Here is a 23430-nt window from a genome sequence, read left to right as displayed (position 1 = left end):
CTAAAATAGTGGTCATCAGCTTTTATCAGGGTTCAATGCATTTTATTTTAATGTTTGTCTTTTTTATTTTTAGGGTGTGAATAATGTAACTTTTGGTTGGATTTATGTAATATCCACCTGTGTTAAAACCCGACATTTATGGTGAAAGAGTTTAGCATGTAAAGATGGAAACCTGGCAAGTTGTGGGTATTGTGGTAGATACTCATAACTGGTTCGGTGGCAAAAAAGTAAACATACCGATTGTTCATATCAGGAAAATAGAGTGGAGCGACAGTTTGGTGTTCTTGGACATCAATAAAGCCGACATAGATCAAAGTCAACTTTTCGAAGAAGATAGTTATCGCCATTTACCGATGTTAAAATAATGAAAAATAAAGAAATATTGCATGGACTTTACATTGAGCTGGTCAAACTGCAGAAAGAGATTATCGCATCCGGACTCAAGCTTGTCGTGATACTTGAAGGCAGGGATGCAGCGGGTAAAGACGGCACCATTAAAAGGATAGTTAAACACCTGAGTCCTCGTGAAGCTATTGTTGTGGCCTTAGGTAAACCATCCAACAGGCAGGAAGATGAATGGTATTTTCAGCGGTATACGGCTCATCTACCTGTTTCCGGAGAATTTGTTCTTTTCAACCGAAGCTGGTATAACAGGGCTGGGGTTGAAAAAGTAATGAAGTTTTGCACAACTAAACAATACAAGTCGTTTTTTAAGGAAGTTGAATTGTTTGAGGAAACACTTGTTAATGCAGGTTTTATTATCTTCAAATATTATCTGGATATCAGTAAAGATGAACAGGAAAAAAGACTGGAAGATCGGCGTAAAGACCCCCTAAAACAATGGAAAATAAGCCCTATTGATGAAGTTGCAAGTAAACATTGGAAGGATTATTCTGACGCCAGGGACGAAATGCTCTTGAAAACCAGTTTTGACCATGCACCCTGGTATATTGTTAAGGCGGACGAGAAACATGAAACTCGTATCAGTTTGATCAGTCATTTGCTGCAGCATTGCGAATATCATCACAAGGATGAAAAGGCATTAGCGGACACCAGCGACTTGATTTATCCTGCTACACCTGAAAATATAAAAGAAAAGCTTTTCTAAAATGATCACAAGAAAATGAAAGCAGCTTTAAAAAAGAATGACGAGGTATTAAACTATGGCAAAGTTGTCTCAGTAAGGGGTAGCGTTATAGATGCCTGGTTTGATGATCCTCTGCCTGCTGTTTATACTTTGCTTCATGCCGGTGAACATCAGGAAATTTCCATAGAGGTATTGGCGCAACTAGACGATCGCCATGTTAGGGGTATTGCATTAACACCAACACAGGGACTAGCCCGGGGTACAGTAATAACGACTAACGGTGAAGAGTTAAAAGTGCCTGTAGGGAAGCGGACATTGGGGAGAATGTTTGATGTGTTTGGTAACACTATTGACCATTTAAAACCCTTAGCAGAAGGCGAAAAACGAAATATACATCAGGCTCCGCCAGCATTGGATAAACGTTCTACCCAATCGCAGGTTTTTGAAACGGGGATTAAGGCTATTGATATTTTAATTCCACTGGAGCGTGGAGGAAAGGCGGGGTTATTTGGAGGTGCAGGTGTTGGAAAAACGGTTTTACTAACTGAAATGATCCATAATATGGTTGGTCAGAATAAAGGAGTCAGCATGTTTTGTGGCATTGGAGAGCGTTGTCGCGAGGGTAATGAGCTTTATGGGGCTATGAAAGACGCCGGCTTACTTGAAAATATGATCATGATGTTCGGGCAAATGAATGAGCCTCCAGGCGCCAGGTTTCGCGTTGGTCATGCCGCTTTAACGATGGCAGAATACTTTCGTGACGATGAGCATAAGGATGTTCTATTATTGATTGATAATATTTTCAGGTTTATACAAGCAGGTATGGAAGTATCCGGCCTTATGGGGCAGATGCCGTCCCGCCTGGGTTATCAGCCTACGTTGGAAACAGAATTGTCTGAGCTGGAAGAACGTATTGCTAATACTGATGCTGGAGCTATCACCTCTATTCAGGCGGTATATGTACCTGCAGATGATTTAACAGACCCCGCTGCAGTTCATGCTTTTTCGCACCTTTCCGCAACAATCGTGCTTTCTAGGGAAAGAGCAAGTGAAGGGCTTTATCCATCTATCGATTTCTTGCAATCCAATTCCAAAATGGCTACTCCCGGTATTATCGGAGATAGGCATTATAAACTTGCCCAACAGATTAGGCAAACACTGGCACAATATGAAGACCTTAAGGATATTATTTCCATGCTTGGCATGGAGCAATTATCTACTGTTGACAGGCTCGTAGTTAACCGGGCAAGACGGTTGGAACGTTTTCTGACACAACCATTTTTCGCTACGGAGCAATTCAGCGGCGTCAAAGGTGAAGTGGTCAGCTTAAAAGATGCGCTGGATGGTTGCGAACGCATTCTAGCAGATGAGTTTAAAGATATGCCTGAGAATGCTTTTTATATGATTGGGAATATTGATGAAGCTTTAAAGAATAAGGACAAGAAGGATGGAGCAGATGCAGCAATACCTGTCCACGCTGGTAGTTAAGCAATAGAAAATAGCATGGATATAAAGATCTTGTTGCCATATAAAGTTTTTGCCGAAATAAAAAACGTAAGTAGCGTTGTGGCGGAAACAAGCGAAGGCTCTTTCGGTTTCTTGCCGCAAAGGCTGGACTGCATTGTGGTTCTGGTTCCGGGTATATTAGCTTATAAAACTGATAAGGTACATTATATAGCGGTGGACGAAGGATTGCTGGTAAAAGCAGGTGACCAGATAATGGTTTCCGTAAGAAATGCCGTAGGTGGCGTTGAGTTGGGCAAACTTGCTGATACCATCCAAAACGAGTTCAAAAACATAAGTGCCGATCAGGAAAAAGTCAGGTATATGGCATCAAGTTTAGAAACTGGCTTCCTATCCAGGCTAAAGAAATTTCAACAGGTATAAAATGGATAAATTAAGAAAGGATGATGCCGATAGTTTTAAGCGGCTAATCTCGGAAAAGGAAAACCGAAAACTAAAGGCACTTGCTGAGAATAAAAGAGCAGAATGGTTTGGCCTGGGCATGTTCGGAATGATTGGCTGGTCGGTAGCGGTACCGACGTTTTTAGGTACGATCGGTGGAATATGGCTTGATAAAAATTATCCCCAATCCTTTTCATGGACGTTAACCTGTTTAATCTCAGGTTTGTTAGCCGGCTGTTTGATCGCGTGGAATTGGGTAATTAAACAAGATTAAAAAATCTATAAGTTATGATCATAGCATTGATAAGTGGTATAGTTTTAGGAATGATATTCTTTGGCGGGCTTTGGTTCACTGTAAAAAAGACAATGGGAACTCGTTATCCTGCAATGTGGATACTCCTCAGTTCCCTTACCCGAACCGTTATTGTTTTAACAGGGTTTTATTTTGTTGCACAAGGAAACTGGCAAAAATTGGTTATAGCTGTATCCGGATTTATAATAGCGCGATTTTTGGTTATGCGGATCACCGGTAGGCTTGATCAAAAACAAACCGTATCAGCAAAAACAAGTCAGCTATGAATTTAACTCCTGATCAGACTGTCTTTTGGAGTCATGGGTTTATCACCATTAACCTCACCATAGTTACTACCTGGGGCATTATGTTATTTATGGTTATCGGGGCAAAACTGGTGACACGTAAACTGAAAACTACGCATAAAATTTCTCGCTGGCAATGTATACTGGAAATGATTGTAACCGGGATAAAAGATCAGATACAGGAAGTCGGCCTGGGAAACCCTAAACAGTATATCGGCTTTATAGGTACTTTGTTTTTGTTTATAGCCATGTGCAATTTTTGGATAATCCTGCCCTGGTATGAGCCCCCAACCGGATCGCTCTCCACTACGGCTGCTTTGGCTATTTCGGTATTTCTGGCAGTTCCCTTTTTTGGTATTCAAAAAAGCGGCCTTCTTGGGTATCTGAAGACCTATATCGAGCCAACTTTTATTATGCTGCCCTTTAATATCATCAGTGAGGCATCGCGGACCTTGGCATTGGCCATCAGGCTGTTTGGTAATATCATGAGTGGTGGGATGATCATCGCCATTTTACTAAGCATATCACCAATATTTATACCGATCGTTATGAAAGCGCTCGGACTGCTTACAGGTATGGTACAGGCCTATATATTCAGTATCCTGGCTACAGTTTATATTGCTGCAGCAGTACAGGAAAGCATTAAGAAGAAAAAATTAATAAATAAAAACACTAATTAAATTAAAGGAGGATTAAAAGATGGATAATGTATCATCAATAGCAATAGCTTCAATTATAACTGCAGGTTTTACAACGAGTATCGGGTGTATGTTTCCCGCTTTGAGCGAAGGAAAAGCAGTAGCTACCGCTTTGGGTTCGATTGCCCAGCAGCCAGATGCTGCACCAACTATAACCAGAACCTTATTTGTCGGGCTGGCGATGATCGAATCAACGGCAATTTATTGTTTCGTGGTGTCAATGATCTTAATATTCGCAAATCCGTTCTGGACGTTCATCATCACTAAATAGTAACATCATGCAAATTAACTGGTTCACGGTAATAGCCCAGATCATCAATTTCCTGATTTTGGTGTGGCTGATGAAAAAATATCTTTATAAGCCAATTCTGCAGGCTGTTGATGAGCGTGAAAAAAAAATAGCTTCTAAGCTTACTGATGCAAATAGCAAAGAAGCTGAGGCCAAAAGTGAACAGGCTGAATTCAAAAAGAAAAATGATGATTTTGATCGACATAAAAAGAAAATGATGGACGCGTTAACTGGCGATGTTGAAACTGAGCGTCAAAAGTTAATGGATACCACAAAAGCTGATGCAGCAGTTTTAAAGCTTAAACTAGAAGAAGCCTCAAAAGAATTACAGGAAAGTTTAAATAAACAGTTGATGCAAAAGACACAGGACGAAGTCTTATCAATTACCCAAAAGGTTCTTTCCGAACTTGCCTCCACTAATTTGGAGGAACAAACAGTTCATGTTTTTATCAGGAACATAAAAGCAATAACAGAAAAGGACAAAAAACAATTTATCGATGCTTTTGATTCAGGCTCAGCACCATTATCCATAAAAAGTGCTTTTGACCTCCCTTCAAAAGAACAACAAAGTATCAAAACAGCCATAGAAGATCTGATTGGCCCCGATGTGAAGTATATATTTGAAACGGATCCCAAAATAATAGGTGGCATCGAATTAATTACAAAGGGTTATAAACTCTCCTGGAGCTTTGCTGCGTATATAAGTTCACTCGAAAAAAGCATTGCTTCAAGTGCAAAAGAATCCCTAAAAGCAGATAAGGAATAACGATATGCCAACAACTTCCATGAAAAATAACATAGCACACAGGTTCGAACAACTTGATAAAGGTATAGCGGATCATGTATTCGCATTTGCTCCCCAGGAGGTGGGTCATGTAACAAGTGTAGCTACGGGTATAGTCAAAGTTTCGGGTCTAGGGGGCGTTGGTTTTGAAGAGTTATTGAAATTCTCTGAAGACCTTTACGGCATAGCCTACAACCTGGATGAAGAAGAAATCGGCGTAATACTGCTTGGAGAAGATACCTTATTGAACGCTGGTGACGAAGTGCAACGTACCGGTAGAGTAATGGATATCCCGGTAGGGGATCACCTGATCGGCAGAGTTATAGACCCAATGGGCATGCCTATTGATGGCAAAGGTGCTATACCAATCAGTAAAAGACTCCCTATTGAAAGGCCTGCACCAGCAATTATGGACAGGATGGCGGTAAATGCAGCGTTACAAACAGGGATTAAGGTTGTTGACGCACTGATCCCGATTGGCAGAGGTCAGCGCGAATTGATAGTTGGTGACCGGCAAACCGGGAAAACACAAATTGCTATTGATACCATACTTAATCAGCGAGGGAAAGACGTGCTGTGTGTATATTGTGCTATTGGACAGCGTGCTTCGGCGGTTGCTAAGGTAATTGCCAACCTAGAGGAAAAAGGTGCGATGGAGTATACCGTGATCATGGTTGCTGAAGGTAATAGTACGGCCGGATTGAAATATATTGCACCCTATGCGGCAACCAGCATTGCCGAACATTTTATGGAAGAGGGGCGAAATGTACTTATTGTGTATGATGACCTGACGCATCATGCGCGCGCATACCGGGAGCTTTCGTTGTTGTTACGAAGACCACCTGGACGGGAAGCTTTCCCAGGGGATATTTTCTATATTCATTCCAGATTATTGGAAAGGGCCACGCACCTTAGCGATAATTTAAAGGGAGGCTCGCTTACGGCGTTGCCGATCATTGAAACGGAAGCTCAAAATATCTCCGCTTATATTCCAACCAACCTGATCTCCATTACAGACGGGCAGATTTATCTTTCTCCTAAATTATTTGAAGCCGGTATTTTACCTGCTGTTGATGTAGGGAAATCTGTTTCGCGTGTCGGATCGAATGCGCAATTGCCTGCCTACAAATCTATTGTAAAACTTAAACTGCAATATGCTCAATTTGAGGAACTGGAAAGCTTTTCGCGGTTTGGCACCCGTTTAGATGAAAACACTAAAAAAATTATTGATCACGGAGAACGTATTCGGAGTTGCCTTAAGCAAAACGAACTTCATCCATTAACGGTGTCACAGCAAATAGTAGTATTGCTTGCATTAACAAACGGACTTTTTGACGACGTTGCTATTGACAAAGTACGGGAAGCAGAAGCTGGTATTTTGAAAAGTATGGATCAGTTTCCCAGTGAATTACTTAAACGCCTATTTGCAGACCAGCAGTTAGACAGTGCGGATCATGATCTGATCTTGAAGACCGCAGGAGATCTGCTTGCTTCTTTTAAGGAAAAGGTTGAATCCGATCAAACGCCAAAGTAAAAATAATGGATACTTTAGAAGATTTAAACCGGAAACTAGAGGGCGCAAAAGATATTAAATCGGTTGTGAAAGCGATGAAGGCTATGGCAGCTTCCAGAATAACGCAATATGAGGCTGCAGTAAAGTCGCTTGGAGACTACAACCATACCGTTACACTGGGAATTAAAGCCTATTTAACGGCAGAGAAAATTCAAACGGTGATTAAAAAACCGGGAATCAAAAAGTCTAATGATGAAGTTGTTTGCGCTATTGTTTTCGGTTCTGACCTGGGTCTGGTTGGGCAGTTTAATGACCTGATCTGCAAAGATGTGCAGCAATCATTACAGTCTGTCCCCGGTAAAAAAGAGATCTGGGTAATTGGCGAACGAGTTCAGGCACTTTTGGCAGACGCAGGACTTCATATTACAAAATCTTATGCTGTTCCTGGCTCAATAGATGCGGTTACACCGCTTATTCAAAATATTTTAATTGACATTGAAAACACCCTTGAAACAGGTAGGGTAAAACAGTTTTATATGTTTCATAACCAACCTAAAGTTGGCTATGGGTACGAGGTGGTCATGCAGCGTTTGTTACCACTTGATGAGCAATGGATGCAGGAGATCATAAATATGAAATGGCCAACTAATAATATTCCTGAAGTTGCTGGTAATGCTGAAACTACATTAACAGCGCTCATCAACGCCTATTTGTTTGTTTCGGTGTTTAAAGCTTGCGCAGAGTCTTTGGCTACTGAAAACGCAAGCCGGCTGGAAGCCATGCAGCGTGCAGAAAAGAGTATAGGTGATATGTTAGATAGCCTTGGTAAGAAATTTCAGAGTTTGCGCCAAAGTATGATTGACGAAGAGCTTTTCGATGTTGTCTCTGGATTCGAAGCTTTGAAAAAATAGAATTACTAATTTGGGAAATGCAAAAAAGATCATAAATGCTAAACCCATTATAGACGAGCAGCTTCTAAATTAAATAGGTTATCCTACAACTAAGAGAAGGTGATCAAAGTTTGCTGGCTTCCCTTAATTTTAATTCAATCTTTTTTGCCAATTAATTCAACTATAGGATTAAACTCCTTGCCGAATTAACTTGATAATATATGCCAGAAATTGCAATTATGGGCAATTCTAACAGTACTTATCTTTATCGAACTAATCAGTTAGTCCTTTAATAGGAATAGGGAATAAAAAATCTTCCAGAACGTTATGGTGTGCCTCTGATATATGTTCCTTAAATGACTTCATACTTTTGTGCATTGCATTCGCGTATGCCGGGCTGAATTTTTTCAATATTTCTTTTATCTTTTTTAATTCTGCCTTTATCGCTACATCGCGTTGGAGTTTGCCTTTTGGAAGTTCATTGTCTATCTCTTCGAGATTTGATTGAAAAACCTGGTCTGCTTTTGCGTAAAATCCGAGCAGTAGTGGATCTGCTGTGTAGGGTTTGATATGATCGAACTGAATAGCAGTATTTTTTTCTGCCTTATCCATCTCGCCATTAGCATTAGCTGCCAGAAGTGAAATATAAACTGGAAATTTAAGCAAGGTCTTTTGATCTTCTTCAGATAGTTCTTTGTAGGGATCCATAACTTTTAAATTTTAGATCTTTATTAAGTTTAAGCCTAAAATAGACCAGCAAAATAATGATGAACCGTCGGTTCAAAAGCTTAATAGAGAAGTATAATTAGGCAACCTTTAATAAGCAGATTTGTTTGATAAGTCCAGCGTATTTCAAAGCAATAAGTAATATAGGCTGGTTTGTTTGTGTCAAAATAATTTATATTAAAAGATCTGTATTGTTAAGAATCAATTGATTGTGCTTTATATTATATCTATTCTAGATTTTTGGGAAGATCAAGACGTGCCACACCTATACGGTTATCGGCCATGCCATAATATACATCATAGCGGTCGGGCATACCAATGTCGGTCCGCTGGTCTATTCCTGTTGGAAAAACAACATCAGCAATAATTCCAACTTTTTCTTCAGGAAGGGTTGGTACTAATATAGGCTCAAAAGACCTGAACACAACATCGTAAGGATCATCGGCTGAAAGAAACATTACCCCGGCAGAATATATCAATTGTTGTTTTGTGGGTGTTGACTGTGCACTTTCATGCACGCCATGGTAAATGAACATCCAACCGAATCTTGTCAATACCGGTGGAGTTCCTGAACCTATTTTTATTTTTTCCCAGTCAAACACAGGGACTGCGAGCGGCCGGTGAGAAGTGAATTTCGCCGGTTGCCATTTTTCGCTTTCCTGTTTTTCCGGGTGAATGTGGCAATAGGATAACCAGATGCTTTCGTGGTGTCTATCCATCGCTTTATCCCAGGGGTGGGCAGCTTTTTCTTCAGGCGAGGTACCAGGAAACAGGGGGCGATGCAGCATACCCAACGCACGGTGACCATGCGGACTTGGTATTTGCATCGGGAAAACACAGGCATCTTTATTATTGATGTTATTGAATTCTATATTTTCGTAATGATTATAAGTTACTAATCCAAGCCGCTCCCAGGTTAACAGGTCTTTGGATTGAGCCATAGCAATTCTGGGACCATCGGGTGAAAAGGCCGTATAGGTCATGATATAGCGTTCTAAAGGTTCAATATAGGTCACACGGGCATCTTCACAACCGCCGCCACCATTGGGACGTTTTTCATAATCTGCTTCTGGCTCAAGGGCGATTCCCAAACGCTCCACACCTGTTGGATCCCCTGCATCATTGAAGAGTACTTTAACTATGCCGATCCTCGAATAATTATCTTTTGTCGCAATTCGGGGAAACAAATATAAATTCCCGTCTTTTCCTCTTGCTGCAGCCGGGTTCAAAACACCGCCAGCTTCCATCGGGTTGTTCATGTCGGGCTCCATAATAGTGCCCAATCGTTTCAATTTCAATAATCCCATAAGTTTACGTTTGACAGATGATGATCGTTTGAATAATGATTTTAGTTTCCTTAGGTCCGCGTACCTGAATACAGTCTACGCCAGTTTTTTTAGCCGGATGATCATTTCCACCTTCAAATAAGGCGTCGACTACGAAAAGCATATCCGCTATAACTTTCTTCATTATTTCTTCCAATTTATGCATTTCCTAGGCCTGTATCTATGCCAGGTTGGGTAACTTCTACAGAAGTTGCACCACCCAGGTTGATCGTAAACTCTGGGATCATCTTTTCCAGCATGGCAACCTTCTATACAAACTGCCATCCGAGACTCATTATTGCAAGCTACGTTAAAGGAGGCGTTAGTTTGTATGTAACATAATAAAAAGTGCTTATTATTGAATAATTTTTCAGTCTGTGAGTTACCTATTAAGCGCATATATGCGAATTAGTTTCAATTATTATCGGCTTTAGCTTTACGTTATTGGGTAAGTTATTCATTGACAACGCCTAAGGGTCATATGCAATTTAACTAGATTTCCGTAATAACTTTTCTAGGCTGGTCAATAAATTCCGTTTTCTAGCTAGGTCAAATCATGCCAATATTTGACCTCCTGTTGAGCTAGGCTTTCTTTGTATCCATTAAATGGAGCGGTCTCGCTGATGAACATATATGATCTATTTCATCATATGAAGATATTTGATATTTTTTCAGAAAAAGGAAATGATTTAATTAGATGACTATGATTCATATGGATTTTTTAATATCAGACACACAACCCTTTTATTCATTTTTTAGTCTCTTTTTATCTAACCATACGTCAAACTAAGCTTAGTTCTCAATGACTATAAAGAGGGTTCTAATGAAAGTGATATAATTTATAAATCAACAATTTGACAGGGTGCAGAATAGGGCATAAAACAGATGATATTGAATGCCTGATTTTGATATGAAATTTTTAATGATTCATAAAAAAACCCTCTAAATATTGCTATTTAGAGGGTTTTTACTGGATTTTGACGTCCATGTGGTCGGGGTGGCAGGATTCGAACCTACGACCTCCACATCCCAAATGTGGCGCGATACCGGGCTACGCTACACCCCGAGTTTTAACTTTTTGATCTATAAATGATCTCTTTGTTAAGGGTCTGCAAAGATACTAAACTTTGTCTTTTCTGCAAATATATTTTTAATTAATATTTTTGTTTTAAAAACGCTTTGTTTTTCTCTCAGCGGGAGCAAATGTAAGTCCTTTTTTGATGTTTCCAAAACTATTTTCAGAAGAAAGATACACACCTAAGAATTTAAAAAAGCAACTCAAAGATAATGTGTGGCTTACATCACCTAAACAATTGAAAATAAATTTTACAAGAAGAGATTATTTCCTTAAAAATGCCTAAATAAATACTTTTAAGGCGATTTTAAGCGAAAAAAACAGTAAAAAATTTATTTATCATCGACCAATATTCTCTTTACAGCATCCAGATATCCATACCCGTAAACATTATCTGGTTCAAGATAGCTGGTCTCCGTCCATTCGTTCCAGCTATTGATAGTAATCAGGGGAACCTGTCGAGGATGGGCATCAACATAATCTTTAGCCATTTTAAGTGCCTTGGCAAAATTAGCAGGTGTGTTGTTTCTCATAACTGCACTTTTTCCTAACCGCGGACTGTTATCCCATCCTACTAATGTGCGGATAATAAGTCCTGCTATGGTTGTGGAACATCATAAATCATAAATACCGGTTTACCATCAATCTTATAATATTGTGGCAGCTTAAAATACTTGTCAATATTGCGTTTACAAATCTTTTCGAATTCATTCCGACTGATTTTTCCTGTCCAGATCACATTTCCATCCTCTACCTTATTTAACCTTGTATCCCACGTATTCACGACATCATGATTAGCCCACATGAGGTAAAATTTCATTTTGTCCTTGTTATCAGCCTTTAGGAAGCCGTTGTTCAATGTAGTTTCCATAAAAGGGCGCCCGTCATACCAATACCAGTCGAAAATGAAAACATTTACACCATGCTTGGTGGCTTCGTTAATTTCCATATTCATTACAGCAGGATCAGCTTCGTTTACCGTTCCCTATACCGGTTTCCCGTCCCAATAATGCCCCGGAAATCTTTCCTGCATGTTCATCACCGTTTCCCATTCCCCAATGCAAGCGGGCTAAAAGGAGCGTAAGCGTGGATCGTCATTTGCGTAAGCTAGATATAAAAAAGCCGCTACATCATATTTCTTTTTAGCTGTTTTCTTAATTTGAGCATTGACATTTCCGAAGATTAATATAAGAATGCCAATTGCGAATAACATCGTAAATCATTTATTCATGCTGTAAGATGGAATAAAAAAAGTTAAATTCTTAGAAGAAGGTAATCCGTTCATTGGCTGTTAATTTTTCATAAAGATATTTTTTATTAATAAAGAACTTGTTATATAATTGGATGATCACTACATGGCAATAATACTTTTAACGGATGAAATTTCATATCTTTTGGATAGTATACACGGCTCCCTGGTAGTCGTCTCGTTCACGTTATTTTGTGGTAAATAACATCTAAATAAGCGAATAACATTTATTATTATAACAGCGATCGGCTCAATTTTATGCAGCTTCTTCATCCAAAAAACGAAAAGCATAAAAATGTAGAAAAGAATTTCAATAATCATCTGGATAAGCATGGTTCTTGAGATTGCAACTAATACAGGGGAAATTATCGGGGTACTAGCACAATATCTTTTATGTAAAATTAAACCAGCTAATGCCATTAAAGAGCACAGATTAGATCAAAACCTCTTAATTGTGCAACTTTGCTCTGTTTCTATTTGCTCTACCAGCGTAAATTCAAAATCCCATTAATATGCGCTGTCATTAATGTAATCAGAAGCATGAATAATAAACTCAAAAAAACCTTTTAAACCAATTCATAAAATAATATAACTCTTTCCCGTAATTATGTAAAGAGGCAGCCTGTATGAATAGCTATTTTTGTATCATCAATTAAATAGTATGCTTACAGATACAAAAACTTCAGGTTCATTTACCAAGCAGTCCTTTCCCGTTACAGGAATGAGTTGTGCTTCATGTGCAAGTAGCGTGGAGTCCATGCTTAAATCTTCTAAAGGGGTAAAGGATGCCGCGGTTAACTATGCGAATCAAACTGCATGGGCAGAATTTAATCCCACTGAAACCAATTCCTTTGAACTACAAAAAGCCATCCGCTCCATCGGATATGATATAATAGTAAATGTGGAAGATCCTGCTAAAGCGCAGGAGGAGATCCAGTTTAAACAATATCAGGAAATAAAATCACGGACCATCTGGGCTTCCATCCTTTCTCTTCCTGTTTTTATCATAGGGATGTTCTTCATTCATTTGCCTTATGGTAATTGGATCTCTATGATCCTTACTGCACCTGTGTTGTTCTGGTTTGGTCGAAATTTCTTTATCAATGCATGGGGACAAGCTAAACATGGCAGGGCGAACATGGATACTTTAGTTGCTCTGAGTACCGGAATAGCTTTCATTTTTAGTGTCTTTAATACCCTGAATCCGGAGTTCTGGCTAAGCAGGGGAGTGGAGCCTCATGTTTATTTTGAAGCCTCTGCAGTCGTCATTTCCTTTATATCTTTGGGCAAATTGCTGGAGGAGAAAGCTAAATCTAAAACATCATCGGCAATAAAAAAGCTGATGGGACTGCAACCGAAAACCGTCAGACTCCTTATCGATGGACAGGAAAAAGAAATAGCCATTTCCGCTGTTGAGAAAGGAAATACGATCCTGATCAGGCCAGGAGAAAAGATTCCCGTAGATGGAAGAGTTACAAGTGGCGATTCGTATGTTGATGAAAGCATGATTACCGGGGAGCCTATTGCCGTTCATAAGCAAAAGGATGACCAGGTTTTTGCCGGAACAATCAATCAGAAAGGAAGCTTTCAGTTCAAAGCGGAAAAGGTAGGAAGTGATACCTTTCTGGCACATATTATTAAAATGGTACAGCAGGCACAGGGAAGTAAAGCACCCGTGCAGAAGCTGGTAGATAAAATTGCCGGGATCTTCGTACCGATAGTCATCATTATTTCCATACTCACCTTTATCACCTGGATGCTTTTAGGGGGCGAAAATGCCTTCACACATGCTTTGCTTACTTCCGTAACCGTATTGGTTATTGCTTGTCCTTGTGCATTGGGGCTTGCTACCCCAACAGCTATCATGGTAGGAGTGGGGAAAGGTGCTGAAAATAATATCCTGATTAAAGATGCCGAAAGTCTGGAGCTCGCCCATCAGGTTAATGTGATCATCCTGGATAAAACCGGTACTATTACAGCTGGTAAACCCAAGGTTACCGCTCAGGAATGGAATACGAATACAACGAACAAAGAGGAGCTTGAAAAAATACTCTATAGCCTTGAGATACAATCTGAACACCCTTTGGCCGAAGCTGTAATTAGCAATTTAAAAGAAAATAAAATCCAGGGAGTCAATCTCGAATCCTTTGAAAGTATCACTGCCAGAGGCGTAACCGGATCATATGAAGGAACAGCCTATTACGCCGGAAACAAAAGTTTGATGGATGAACACTCCATTCAGATGGACAGCGATTTGAACGCCAAAGCAACAACCTTTCAGAAAAAGGCAAATACCGTCATCTACTTCTCAAATACTCAAAATGTACTTGCTGTTATAGCCATTGCCGATCAGGTTAAACCCAGTTCTAAAATAGCTATAAAAAAGCTGCTGGATATGAACATTGAAGTAATCATGCTAACGGGGGATAATAATCAGACTGCCGCCGCTGTAGCTGAAGAAGTAGGGATCAAGCAGTATCAAGCAGAAGTATTGCCTTCTGATAAAGCGGACTTCATCAAAGAATTACAGCAAAAGGGTAAGGTTGTAGCTATGGTAGGTGATGGTATCAATGATTCTCATGCATTAGCGCAGGCTGATATTAGTATTGCAATGGGTCATGGTTCTGATATTGCCATGGATGTGGCAAAAATGACACTGATTACCTCTGACCTGCAATCTATTCCTAAAGCGTTAAAACTATCTAAACAAACGGTTCAAACTATCCATCAAAATCTTTTCTGGGCATTCATCTACAACCTGATTGGAATACCATTGGCGGCAGGGGTGTTGTATGCTTACAATGGTTTCCTGCTCGATCCTATGATTGCTGGTGCGGCAATGGCGTTAAGCTCGGTTTCTGTAGTGAGTAATAGTCTGAGGTTAAAAGCTACAAAACTTTAAAAATTACCGCATTGCTGGTCATGCAAGGGTGTTTCGCTTTATTTAGGTAGTCCGCAATAATAAGTATGGCTTCTCCTGTGGTATCGGGTGTGGCGGCTTTAATACGTTCTTACTTCCCTTCTTTAACTGCTGTTCAAGTAAAGGATATTTGCCTGGTGTAAATAAAAAAAACCTTAAAAATTAAAAGGCGCATGGAGCAACAATTAATATTTAAGTTTTTTAACCTATACAATGAATGCTGTTTTTACAACAATAGCTCATTTTAACAAGAGAATCCTTTTACTCATTTAGAGACATCATGAACCAAATCAAAGTTTATATAAACAAAATGAAGCAGACCCCTTTTAAAGAGCTTAATTTATCTCTTCTTAGATGAAAATTGAATCAAATCCATTTTAAACAAAACGTATAAACATCTTTAATTATATATAAACACCATGAACTTTAAAACGAATATCAAATGTGACGCATGTGTAGCCAAAGTTACCCCTGCATTAAATAAAACGGTAGGTGAAGGAAACTGGGAAGTAAACTTACTGGTTCCCGAACGTACTCTCACGGTTAAAACCGACGCTAATGTACCTGAAATGGTCGCAGCTTTAAAAGAAGTGGGTTATACAGCCGAAAAAGTTTAACATAAAGGCCTATTCTTGTTTTAATCCGTTGCGTTATTTTATATATTTGATAAAGTGTCACGCATAAAACGGCAAAATATGAATAGGTCTTTCTTGTTTCCTGCAATAACGCGTTCATTTGTACGGTTATTTCTATTTATTTTACCTTTATTGGCAATCAATAATGTAAATGCGAATGATAAATCAGCCTGGATCAGAATAAACCAGTTAGGATATTCCCCTGTAAGTGTAAAGGTGGCCGTTCTCGGCTCAAAAGGAAATCAAAAATTTAAAACATTTCAGTTAATTGAAGTCTCCACTTCTAGGATTGTCTTCAAAAGCAAAACCAGTAAAAACTATGGCGCTTACGGTCCCTTTGCATCATCCTACCGTTTCGATTTTACTAAATTTAAAACTCTCGGAACCTATTATTTAAAGTCAGGGTCAACCCAATCACCTGAGTTCCAAATATCCACAGATGTTTATGCAGGGACATCAGACTTTGTGCTCAACTACATGAGGCAGCAGCGATCAGGCTTTAACCCATATCTTAAAGATTCCTGTCACACCCATGATGGTTATACGCTATATGGTCCTATGCCCGAAAAAACGCATGTTGATGTTGCAGGAGGCTGGCACGATGCCACAGATTACCTGCAGTATGCAACCACATCGGCCAATGCAACTTATCACTTGCTTGCTGCATATCGTGATTTCCCGGGTGTATTTACCGATAAACATCTTGCAAATGGACTGGAAGGAACCAACGGTATGGCAGATGTAGCGGATGAAGCCAAATGGGGCCTTGACTGGTTGTTAAAAATGCATCCGCGCGACGATTGGATGTTTAACCAAATTGCAGACGACCGTGATCATGCCGGATACCGTTTACCTAATAAAGATTCCGTTGATTATGGTTATGGAAAAGGCACAGGAAGACCCGTTTATTTCATCACCGGAGAGATTCAAGGGTTTAAAAAATATAAAAACAGAACTACCGGCACCTCTTCAACAGCCGGTAAATTCGCAAGTGCATTTGCATTGGGCTCACAGTTATTTTCAAAAAGCGATCAACAATATGCTGAAAAATTAAAACTTAAATCGGTATCAGCCTATCAATATGGATTGATTAAACCAGGCGTATCTCAAACCGCACCAGGTACAGCACCCTACTTTTACGAAGAAGACAACTGGGTGGATGATATGGAGTTAGGTGCCGCGGCTATCTACCAACTCACTCATGAACAAAAGTATTTTGATCAGGCATTGCAATACAGTGTACAAGAAAAAGTTATCCCCTGGATGGGTACTGATACAGCAAGACATTACCAATGGTATCCCTTCCATAACTTCGGACACTATGAACTAGCTGAAACCAGCGATCCTGTTAATAAAGCCAAACTCATCAGTTATTACAAAGAAGGCATCCAGAAAGTGTGGGACAAGTCTAAAAATAACGCCTTTTACAGGGGCATACCCTTTATCTGGTGCTCCAATAATCTTACCACATCATTTGCCATTCAATGTGTCCTATATCGCAAACTCAGTGGCGATACCACCTATATCGAACTGGAACAAGCCACATTTGACTGGCTTTTCGGCCTTAACCCATGGGGTACCAGTATGGTTTACGGTTTACCCGGATCGGCAAATGCAGATACTCCCGTTGACCCTCACTCTTCGTTAACGGTTTTGCAGCACTACCCACTAGACGGAGGACTGGTAGACGGTCCCGTAAAGGGTAGTATCTTTGCTAATCTGCTAGGCATCAAGATGCATGAAGCGGATGAATACATGGAATTTCAATCTGATCTGGCTGTTTATCATGATGATTCAGGAGACTTTAGTACTAATGAACCAACCATGGATGGCACAGCTTCTCTGGTTTACCTGCTTGCAGCTAAAGAAAGTCAGTCCGGGGAGGTGGTAGCGCCAAAAAAGTAACGACCGACCCTTATGGTGCTATCATAAGGGGAGACTTAAGTACAAAAAATATAGCTTTAGTCTTTACAGGCGATGAATTTGCAGATGGTGGAGCGCATATAAGATTGATCTTAAAGAAACATCATATACCCGCATCCTTCTTTTTTACCGGCAACTTTTATTCAAACCCTGAGTTTGAAACGTTAATAAAGAACCTGAAGAAAGATGGTCATTATTTAGGACCACATTCCGATAAACATCTTTTATATGCCGACTGGATTAAAAGAGACAGCCTGCTGGTTGACAGTCAAGAATTTAAAAAGGATCTCCTGGCTAACTTTGATAAAATGAAGAAATTTGGAATTAAAAAACAAGATGTACCTTACTATATTCCACCCTATGAATGGTATAATAAAACGACTGTGCTTTGGGCAAAAAAGCAGGGACTGCAAACCTTCAACTTCTCTCCTGGCACCCAATCCAATGCCGATTATACCTATCCTGCAATGGGCAAAAGTTATAGGAGTTCTGAAGAGATCTATCAATCGATTATCCAATATGAAGCAACCGCAGGGCATGGCTTGAATGGATTTATATTATTAATCCATATAGGTACCGACCCACGAAGAACCGATAAATTCTATAACAAACTCGATCAGCTGCTCAAAGAACTGGAGCATAAAAATTATAGTTTTTTACGCATTAACGACCTATTAAAGTAAAATGGTAAATCAACCCCTAAATTCGCCGAGACTTATTTCAATAGACGCTTTCCGGGCAGTAACTATGCTGGATCACTTCCCTGTTCTACTCTAAAGGATTACCATCCGATAAAAGATTCTGGATTTACATCGCTGCTATATCTATCACGATGATTCTTTTTGGGCTCTTAACCAGGTCCTTACGGGGCATCTCCAAAATTAGAGCTACCCCTTCATGGACCACAATCTGCATAGGAATAAGTGCGCTGAGCTTTTCCCTGATGGTTTGTCTGGTTGATCTAAAAGGTATAAAAGGCTGGTACAATTGGATTAAACCTGCTGGTGTAAGCACCCTCACCTGTTATCTTTTGCCCTATGTACATATTGCTTTGTTGCAGATGATTACATTTAGATTGCCCCTTGAATTACACAGCGGAGGTATCGGGCTAACAAAATCTTTTTTATTTTCGCTTATTATTATTCAAATTGTTGGTTTTCTTGGAAAACAGAAAATACGACTAAAACTTTAAAATGGTAAAAATAATAACGAACGGGCTGCTGTATACGGGTGAAGAACTATTAACCCATCACGCAGTAGTCATACAAAAAGATCAGATTATTGATATCATACCTGAATATGAAATTCCTGCCAATGCCGAATTGATCGATTGCAAGGGCTCTTTTATCGTACCGGGTTTTATTGACCTTCAGATCTATGGAGCGGGGGGCTATTTGTTTTCCGGAAACTTAACTGCCGAAGCATTAAAAGCTATTGCTGATGATCTGGTAAGTAAAGGAACAACCGGGTTTGTTATAACCCTTGCTACAAACTCCATAGATGTGTTCTTAAAAGCAATACGTCTGGTTAGAGATAATCCCCATCCTGCTCTTTTAGGGATTCATCTGGAAGGCCCTTATATTAATCCGGCTAAAAAAGGGGCCCATATCGAAAAGTATATCAAAGTACCGCAAAGGAAAGAAATAGAGACTTTACTTCAAGCAGCAGCAGGTGTGCTGAAAATTATGACTCTTGCGCCTGAAGTAACCGATCCTGCCCTGATTAAATTGTTGATTGATAACGGCGTGATCGTTTCAGCCGGACATAGTATGGCCACTTTCCAACAAGCTACGTATGGTTTTGCGCAGGGGATCTCCTGCACCACGCATCTCTTTAATGCCATGTCGCCTTTTCATCATCGCGATACTGGTCTTCCTGGAGCTACTCTTCAATCCAAAACGGTCATGGCGAGTATGGTTGCCGATGGAATTCATATCGATTATCAAGCGCTGATGATCAGTAAAAAGTTACTTCAGGAACGTATGTTTCTAATCACAGACGCAGTGGAAGAATGTCACCAAGGTCCGTACCAACATGTAAGGGACCATGATCATTTTAATATGCCTGATGGGACATTATCAGGATCTGCTTTAACCCTGCTTAAAGCCGTTGAAAACTGTGTTAAACACGTGGGTATCCCACTTGATGAAGCACTTAGAATGGCCTCCACATACCCTGCTCAAATATTAAATAAAACAGATATTGGTAAAATAAAAACTGGGTATAAAGCAGATCTCGTCGTTTTTAATGCTGAATATCAAGTTGAACAGGTTTGGCTTAATGGCCGTAGTTACTAATTAAAATGCCCATTGCCAATAATTAAAGAACATACACAAATGAAAAAGTATATATTAATCGCCCTGATTGCATGTTATACCACGGTATCCGGACAAGTGAAAAACACCGGTATTTCCTTGATTCCCATCCCTGTTGAACTGATTAAAAATACGGGAACATTTATTTTGCCTAAAAACGTCACGATAAGTGTAGGTCCAAGTCCTGAATTAGTGCAAATGACTAATCTTTTAAAGGAGCGGATCGCCACAACTACAGGGTCCAGTGTACTCATCATTCCCCGGAGTCCCTCAGCAACCATCCATTTACAATTAAACAGGAAAACTGATTCTATTCTAGGTGATGAAGGTTACCGCCTCGAAGTCACCACCCGCAATATTACCATAAAGGCCAATCAGCCCGCCGGATTGTTCTACGGCGTACAAACTTTATTACAGCTTTTTCCTAAAGAAATTGAAGGTGATGTGGAAGCAGATCATGTGAAATGGGAAATCCCTTGTCTGGAAATAGTAGATTATCCGCGTTTTGAATGGCGTGGATTAATGTTTGATGTCGCCCGTCATTTCTTTACCAAAGAGGATGTAAAGTCTTATATCGATAACATGGTGCGTTATAAGTACAACCTGCTTCACCTGCACCTTGCCGATGATGAAGGATGGCGAATTGAAATTAAAAGCCTTCCACGGTTAACTGAAGTAGGTTCCTGGAGTGTAAAAAAGGTAGGTTATTTTGGTAAATTTAGTCCTCCTGCAGCGGATGAAATTCGCGATTACGGTGGTTTCTTTACCCAGAATGACATCAAAGAAATTGTCGAATATGCTAAAGTTCGTTTTGTCAACATCCTTCCTGAAATTGATGTTCCCGGACATAGTCTGGCTGCCATTGCATCCTACCCCGAACTTTCCTGTACTCCTGAAGCTGTAAATTATAAAGTACGTTCAGGAGAACAGATTATGGATTGGTCACATGGTGCTCCTCCAATTGGCTTGGTTGATAATGCGTTATGTCCTGCTAACGAAAAAGTTTACGAGTTTATTGATAAGGTGGTTACTGAAGTAGCCGCACTTTTTCCATTTGGTTATATCCACATGGGTGGCGATGAAGCTGCTCATAATTTTTGGAGTAAGAATCCTCAGATTAAAGATTTAATGCAAAAAGAAGGATTGAAAACCATGGAAGAGGTGCAAAACTATTTCACCAAAAGGGTACAACTGATTGTCGCATCTAAAGGAAAGAAATTTATTGGATGGGATGAGATCATGGAGGGTGGTGGTCTTCCTGTCGAAGCTGCTGTGATGAGCTGGCGTGGTGTTTCCAATGGAGTGAAAGCCGCTCAACTGGGCCATGAAGTAGTGATGGCACCAAGTGACTTTGCCTATATTGACCTAATGCAGGGTGATGTATCTATCGAACCTAAAAATTATGCGTCTGTACTGCTCAGTAAGTCTTACCAGTTCGATCCCTTACCTGCTGGAGTGGACCCTGCACTAATCAAAGGAGGGCAAGCTAACTTGTGGACCGAACAGGTGTATAACATGCGTCAGGCCGAGTATATGACCTGGCCAAGAGCATTTGCTGTTTCCGAGGCGTTATGGTCTCAGCCGAAAAACAGAAACTGGAATGACTTCTTTGGCCGGGTAGAAAAGCAATTTGAACGATTTGATGTAGCGGAGATTAAGTATGCCCCCAGTGCTTATGATCCAATTATAAATGTGAGTAGGAAAGACACTCAGCTGGTTGTAAGTTTAACTTCGGAAGTGGAAGGGTTGGATCTCTATTATTCTTTCGACAATAGTTATCCTGATCGTTTTTATCCCAAGTATACCGCCCCTCTGATCGTACCCAAGGATGCCGGATTGCTTAAAATTGTTTCCTACAGAGGGAAAAATCCAATTGGAAGACAAATGACAATTCTGGTAACTGACTTGCAAAGCAGAGCAAAAAAATAAATTTGCAAACAATGAGCCCTCTTCTGCTTTATCTAAGTATAAACTTAAAGATATGAACAGGACAGTAGGATTAGTACTAATTGTAATCGGAGTTATTATGCTGATTTGGACCGGATTCAGCTATACGAAAAAGGACAAAATCATCGATGCCGGACCTATTCAGGTATCTGCTGATAAAAAAGAAACGGTTAACTGGCCTCCATACCTGGGCGGAATATTGCTTATTGGAGGCATTGTTATTGTTGCCTCTTCTAAAAAGAATGCATAAATAAAACAAAAGAACCGGACATTATCGTGTTCGGCTCTTTTGTTCTGCTTTACAAGTATCTTAGCTTCCTGATTTAATTTTACCCCTCTGGGAATGAAAAAAAAGAAGCAAAATACAGATACTGATCCTAAAATTATGTTAGCCCGTCACCGTAAACTCTTTATGGAGCGGCTGAAGGAAATCTGTGATGTACTTGCTGGTCCGGGTATTTTCGAAAAGCTTCCTTCTCAAGCACTGACCTTCCTCTTTGAAACCCGTTATCCGGTATTAAAGGTTAAAGTAGCACCAGGTTCAGCTATTCCCAAAGAAAAAGTAGAAGCCTTCAACAAACATTTTCTAAAAGAAATGGAAGAGGTTTATATCAATACCGATACTGATAAAAAGTTATTACTTTCCTGGTATTTAACCGATGGCCTGTTACTGATTCACTTTGCAGAAACACTGGTTGAAAATCATTTCCCTGGTTCCGCTCTCATTAAGGAAGCGTTTAAATCTTATTTTACCAATACTAAGGGTTACCAGGTAGGACCAAGAATGTTAGCAGCTGTGCTGCAGGATATTGAAATATTTCATAGCAGTCTCAATGACCGGCTCCTGATTGCCGACATGGCTGCTACCGCCTGTCAGGATATGAACACCCTGCAAAACGTTATTTATTTACGTGATTTTAAACCTGAAAAAACACAGATTACTATCGAAGGTAAAAAGCGCGATTTAACTCGTGTAGGATGGATAGGTAAGGACTTCGAGTTTATGTGGGCTAAGATCAAACCCTCAAAGCTTGGTTTTGATGTGGCGCAATTTGATATTCCATTGGATGTATATATTCAAAATCATGCCTTCCTGCGTTTGCAGGAAAGACTCGGAATAACCCCGGGTATTATGCACATGATTGCTTTTTTAACCTTTCATGAGTTTGAGATCGAATATTACAAAAGGCCGAATCATACGTTGATCGCAGTCTATCTTTCAGATGAAAAAGCAGGGTATTTTTTAGTCACCATGAATGATGCCAAAATTATTATCCGATCCTTCTTATTTCTGACTAATGATGGTACTCCGGAAGGTAAGAAGCTGGAAGAAATGACCGATATGCAATTGCTGGACAAGAAGTTTCTGGGTATTGACAATCTCAGTACTTTTAACTCTTTAAATATAAACGCAGATGAAAAGCTGACTAAGCTTTTCATCGCTGCAGGTTGTGGCTCCTTATTAAAGCTATCACACCTAAAAGCATTCTCACAGGACAAATTAGAAGATAAAGATGCTGCGTCCCTGCATCAATATTTAAGTGCAAGTGAA

Annotated in this window: 25 protein-coding genes, 1 tRNA gene and 1 pseudogene; 21 read left to right on the top strand and 6 right to left on the bottom strand. The window is 39.9% G+C overall.

All coding sequences use genetic code 11. The features are described 5' to 3' along the window. Positions 1-164 precede the first annotated feature (164 nt). The 11 genes from ADIARSV_RS00420 to ADIARSV_RS00370 are packed head-to-tail and all read left to right on the top strand — an operon-like array spanning position 165 to position 7784. Complete coding sequence (locus ADIARSV_RS00420) at positions 165-365, top strand: hypothetical protein (protein ID WP_016193353.1); 201 nt, start codon at positions 165-167, stop codon at positions 363-365. Continuing rightward, positions 365-1108 carry a polyphosphate kinase 2 gene (ppk2, locus tag ADIARSV_RS00415; protein WP_016193352.1) on the top strand — a complete coding sequence of 248 codons (744 nt, stop codon included), beginning with the start codon at positions 365-367 and terminating at the stop codon, positions 1106-1108. Before ADIARSV_RS00420 ends, ppk2 begins: the two co-directional genes overlap by 1 nt. 15 nt (positions 1109-1123) lie before the next feature. Beyond that, a complete protein-coding gene (gene atpD / locus ADIARSV_RS00410) occupies positions 1124-2575 on the top strand; it encodes a F0F1 ATP synthase subunit beta (protein ID WP_016193351.1) in 1452 nt (483 codons plus the stop codon). Between the two features lie 15 nt (positions 2576-2590). Next, entirely contained in the window at positions 2591-2974 is a 384-nt protein-coding gene (locus ADIARSV_RS00405) for a F0F1 ATP synthase subunit epsilon (protein ID WP_016193350.1), read from the top strand. 1 nt (position 2975) lies between these two features. Continuing rightward, the gene (locus ADIARSV_RS00400; protein WP_016193349.1) at positions 2976-3266 is read left to right on the top strand and encodes an AtpZ/AtpI family protein; all 291 of its coding nucleotides are present in this window, start codon (positions 2976-2978) and stop codon (positions 3264-3266) included. Between the two features lie 14 nt (positions 3267-3280). Beyond that, positions 3281-3571, top strand: coding sequence for an ATP synthase subunit I (locus tag ADIARSV_RS00395; RefSeq protein WP_040298588.1), 291 nt, complete (start codon positions 3281-3283; stop codon positions 3569-3571). Beyond that, on the top strand, positions 3568-4269 hold the full coding sequence (locus ADIARSV_RS00390) for a F0F1 ATP synthase subunit A (protein WP_040298587.1): 702 nt from the start codon (positions 3568-3570) through the stop codon (positions 4267-4269). Before ADIARSV_RS00395 ends, ADIARSV_RS00390 begins: the two co-directional genes overlap by 4 nt. Before the next feature lie 19 nt (positions 4270-4288). Then, positions 4289-4558, top strand: coding sequence for a F0F1 ATP synthase subunit C (locus ADIARSV_RS00385; protein ID WP_016193346.1), 270 nt, complete (start codon positions 4289-4291; stop codon positions 4556-4558). 7 nt (positions 4559-4565) lie between these two features. Continuing rightward, complete coding sequence (locus ADIARSV_RS00380) at positions 4566-5342, top strand: F0F1 ATP synthase subunit B family protein (protein ID WP_016193345.1); 777 nt, start codon at positions 4566-4568, stop codon at positions 5340-5342. Positions 5343-5361: 19 nt separating this feature from the next. After that, a complete protein-coding gene (locus ADIARSV_RS00375; protein WP_235048336.1) occupies positions 5362-6894 on the top strand; it encodes an alternate F1F0 ATPase, F1 subunit alpha in 1533 nt (510 codons plus the stop codon). A 5-nt stretch (positions 6895-6899) separates the two neighbouring features. Next, positions 6900-7784 (top strand): F0F1 ATP synthase subunit gamma, encoded by an 885-nt coding sequence (locus tag ADIARSV_RS00370; RefSeq protein WP_016193343.1) that lies wholly within the window; start codon positions 6900-6902, stop codon positions 7782-7784. A 252-nt stretch (positions 7785-8036) separates the two neighbouring features. Here the strand turns inward: ADIARSV_RS00370 and ADIARSV_RS00365 are convergent, their stop codons facing one another. The 6 genes from ADIARSV_RS00365 to ADIARSV_RS22040 form a co-directional block, all read right to left on the bottom strand. Then, on the bottom strand, positions 8037-8471 hold the full coding sequence (locus ADIARSV_RS00365) for a hypothetical protein (RefSeq protein WP_016193342.1): 435 nt from the start codon (positions 8469-8471) through the stop codon (positions 8037-8039). Between the two features lie 245 nt (positions 8472-8716). Further along, entirely contained in the window at positions 8717-9796 is a 1080-nt protein-coding gene (locus tag ADIARSV_RS00360) for a glycoside hydrolase family 130 protein (RefSeq protein ID WP_040298585.1), read from the bottom strand. Between the two features lie 4 nt (positions 9797-9800). Next, on the bottom strand, positions 9801-9959 hold the full coding sequence (locus ADIARSV_RS21715) for a hypothetical protein (RefSeq protein ID WP_160166625.1): 159 nt from the start codon (positions 9957-9959) through the stop codon (positions 9801-9803). Positions 9960-10803: 844 nt separating this feature from the next. Further along, positions 10804-10880 (bottom strand) — tRNA-Pro (locus ADIARSV_RS00350). 341 nt (positions 10881-11221) lie between these two features. Further along, complete coding sequence (locus tag ADIARSV_RS22045; protein ID WP_016193337.1) at positions 11222-11422, bottom strand: glycoside hydrolase family 99-like domain-containing protein; 201 nt, start codon at positions 11420-11422, stop codon at positions 11222-11224. Between the two features lie 65 nt (positions 11423-11487). After that, positions 11488-11838, bottom strand: a complete 351-nt coding sequence (locus ADIARSV_RS22040) for a glycoside hydrolase family 99-like domain-containing protein (protein ID WP_200864687.1) — start codon at positions 11836-11838, stop codon at positions 11488-11490. Between the two features lie 961 nt (positions 11839-12799). Between ADIARSV_RS22040 and ADIARSV_RS00335 the strand changes: the two genes are divergently transcribed. From ADIARSV_RS00335 to ADIARSV_RS00295, 10 genes and pseudogenes are all read left to right on the top strand, one after another. Then, positions 12800-15040, top strand: coding sequence for a heavy metal translocating P-type ATPase (locus ADIARSV_RS00335; protein WP_016193333.1), 2241 nt, complete (start codon positions 12800-12802; stop codon positions 15038-15040). Positions 15041-15102: 62 nt separating this feature from the next. After that, positions 15103-15195, top strand: a pseudogene (locus ADIARSV_RS21380) (S8 family serine peptidase); the annotation flags it as partial. A 282-nt stretch (positions 15196-15477) separates the two neighbouring features. Next, a complete protein-coding gene (locus tag ADIARSV_RS00330; RefSeq protein ID WP_016193332.1) occupies positions 15478-15675 on the top strand; it encodes a heavy-metal-associated domain-containing protein in 198 nt (65 codons plus the stop codon). A gap of 78 nt (positions 15676-15753) precedes the next feature. After that, on the top strand, positions 15754-17598 hold the full coding sequence (locus tag ADIARSV_RS00325; RefSeq protein WP_235048335.1) for a glycoside hydrolase family 9 protein: 1845 nt from the start codon (positions 15754-15756) through the stop codon (positions 17596-17598). Positions 17599-17702: 104 nt separating this feature from the next. Further along, positions 17703-18299: a polysaccharide deacetylase family protein gene (locus tag ADIARSV_RS22290; RefSeq protein ID WP_016193329.1), complete on the top strand. Its 597-nt coding sequence runs from the start codon at positions 17703-17705 to the stop codon at positions 18297-18299. Between the two features lie 149 nt (positions 18300-18448). Further along, positions 18449-18808, top strand: coding sequence for a hypothetical protein (locus tag ADIARSV_RS00315; protein ID WP_052016914.1), 360 nt, complete (start codon positions 18449-18451; stop codon positions 18806-18808). Between the two features lies 1 nt (position 18809). Continuing rightward, the gene (gene nagA / locus ADIARSV_RS00310; RefSeq protein ID WP_016193326.1) at positions 18810-19913 is read left to right on the top strand and encodes an N-acetylglucosamine-6-phosphate deacetylase; all 1104 of its coding nucleotides are present in this window, start codon (positions 18810-18812) and stop codon (positions 19911-19913) included. Between the two features lie 39 nt (positions 19914-19952). Then, a complete protein-coding gene (locus tag ADIARSV_RS00305) occupies positions 19953-21860 on the top strand; it encodes a beta-N-acetylhexosaminidase (protein WP_016193325.1) in 1908 nt (635 codons plus the stop codon). 52 nt (positions 21861-21912) lie between these two features. Further along, a complete protein-coding gene (locus ADIARSV_RS00300; protein WP_040298580.1) occupies positions 21913-22128 on the top strand; it encodes a hypothetical protein in 216 nt (71 codons plus the stop codon). A gap of 93 nt (positions 22129-22221) precedes the next feature. Further along, positions 22222-23430: hypothetical protein (locus ADIARSV_RS00295; RefSeq protein ID WP_040298579.1), on the top strand; the 1209-nt coding region annotated here is incomplete at its 3' end.

The sequence above is a fragment of the Arcticibacter svalbardensis MN12-7 genome, assembly GCF_000403135.1.
Lineage (GTDB): Bacteria > Bacteroidota > Bacteroidia > Sphingobacteriales > Sphingobacteriaceae > Arcticibacter > Arcticibacter svalbardensis.
The sequence above is the reverse complement of the archived record's forward strand: the minus strand, read 5'-3'. Positions and strand labels throughout refer to the sequence as shown.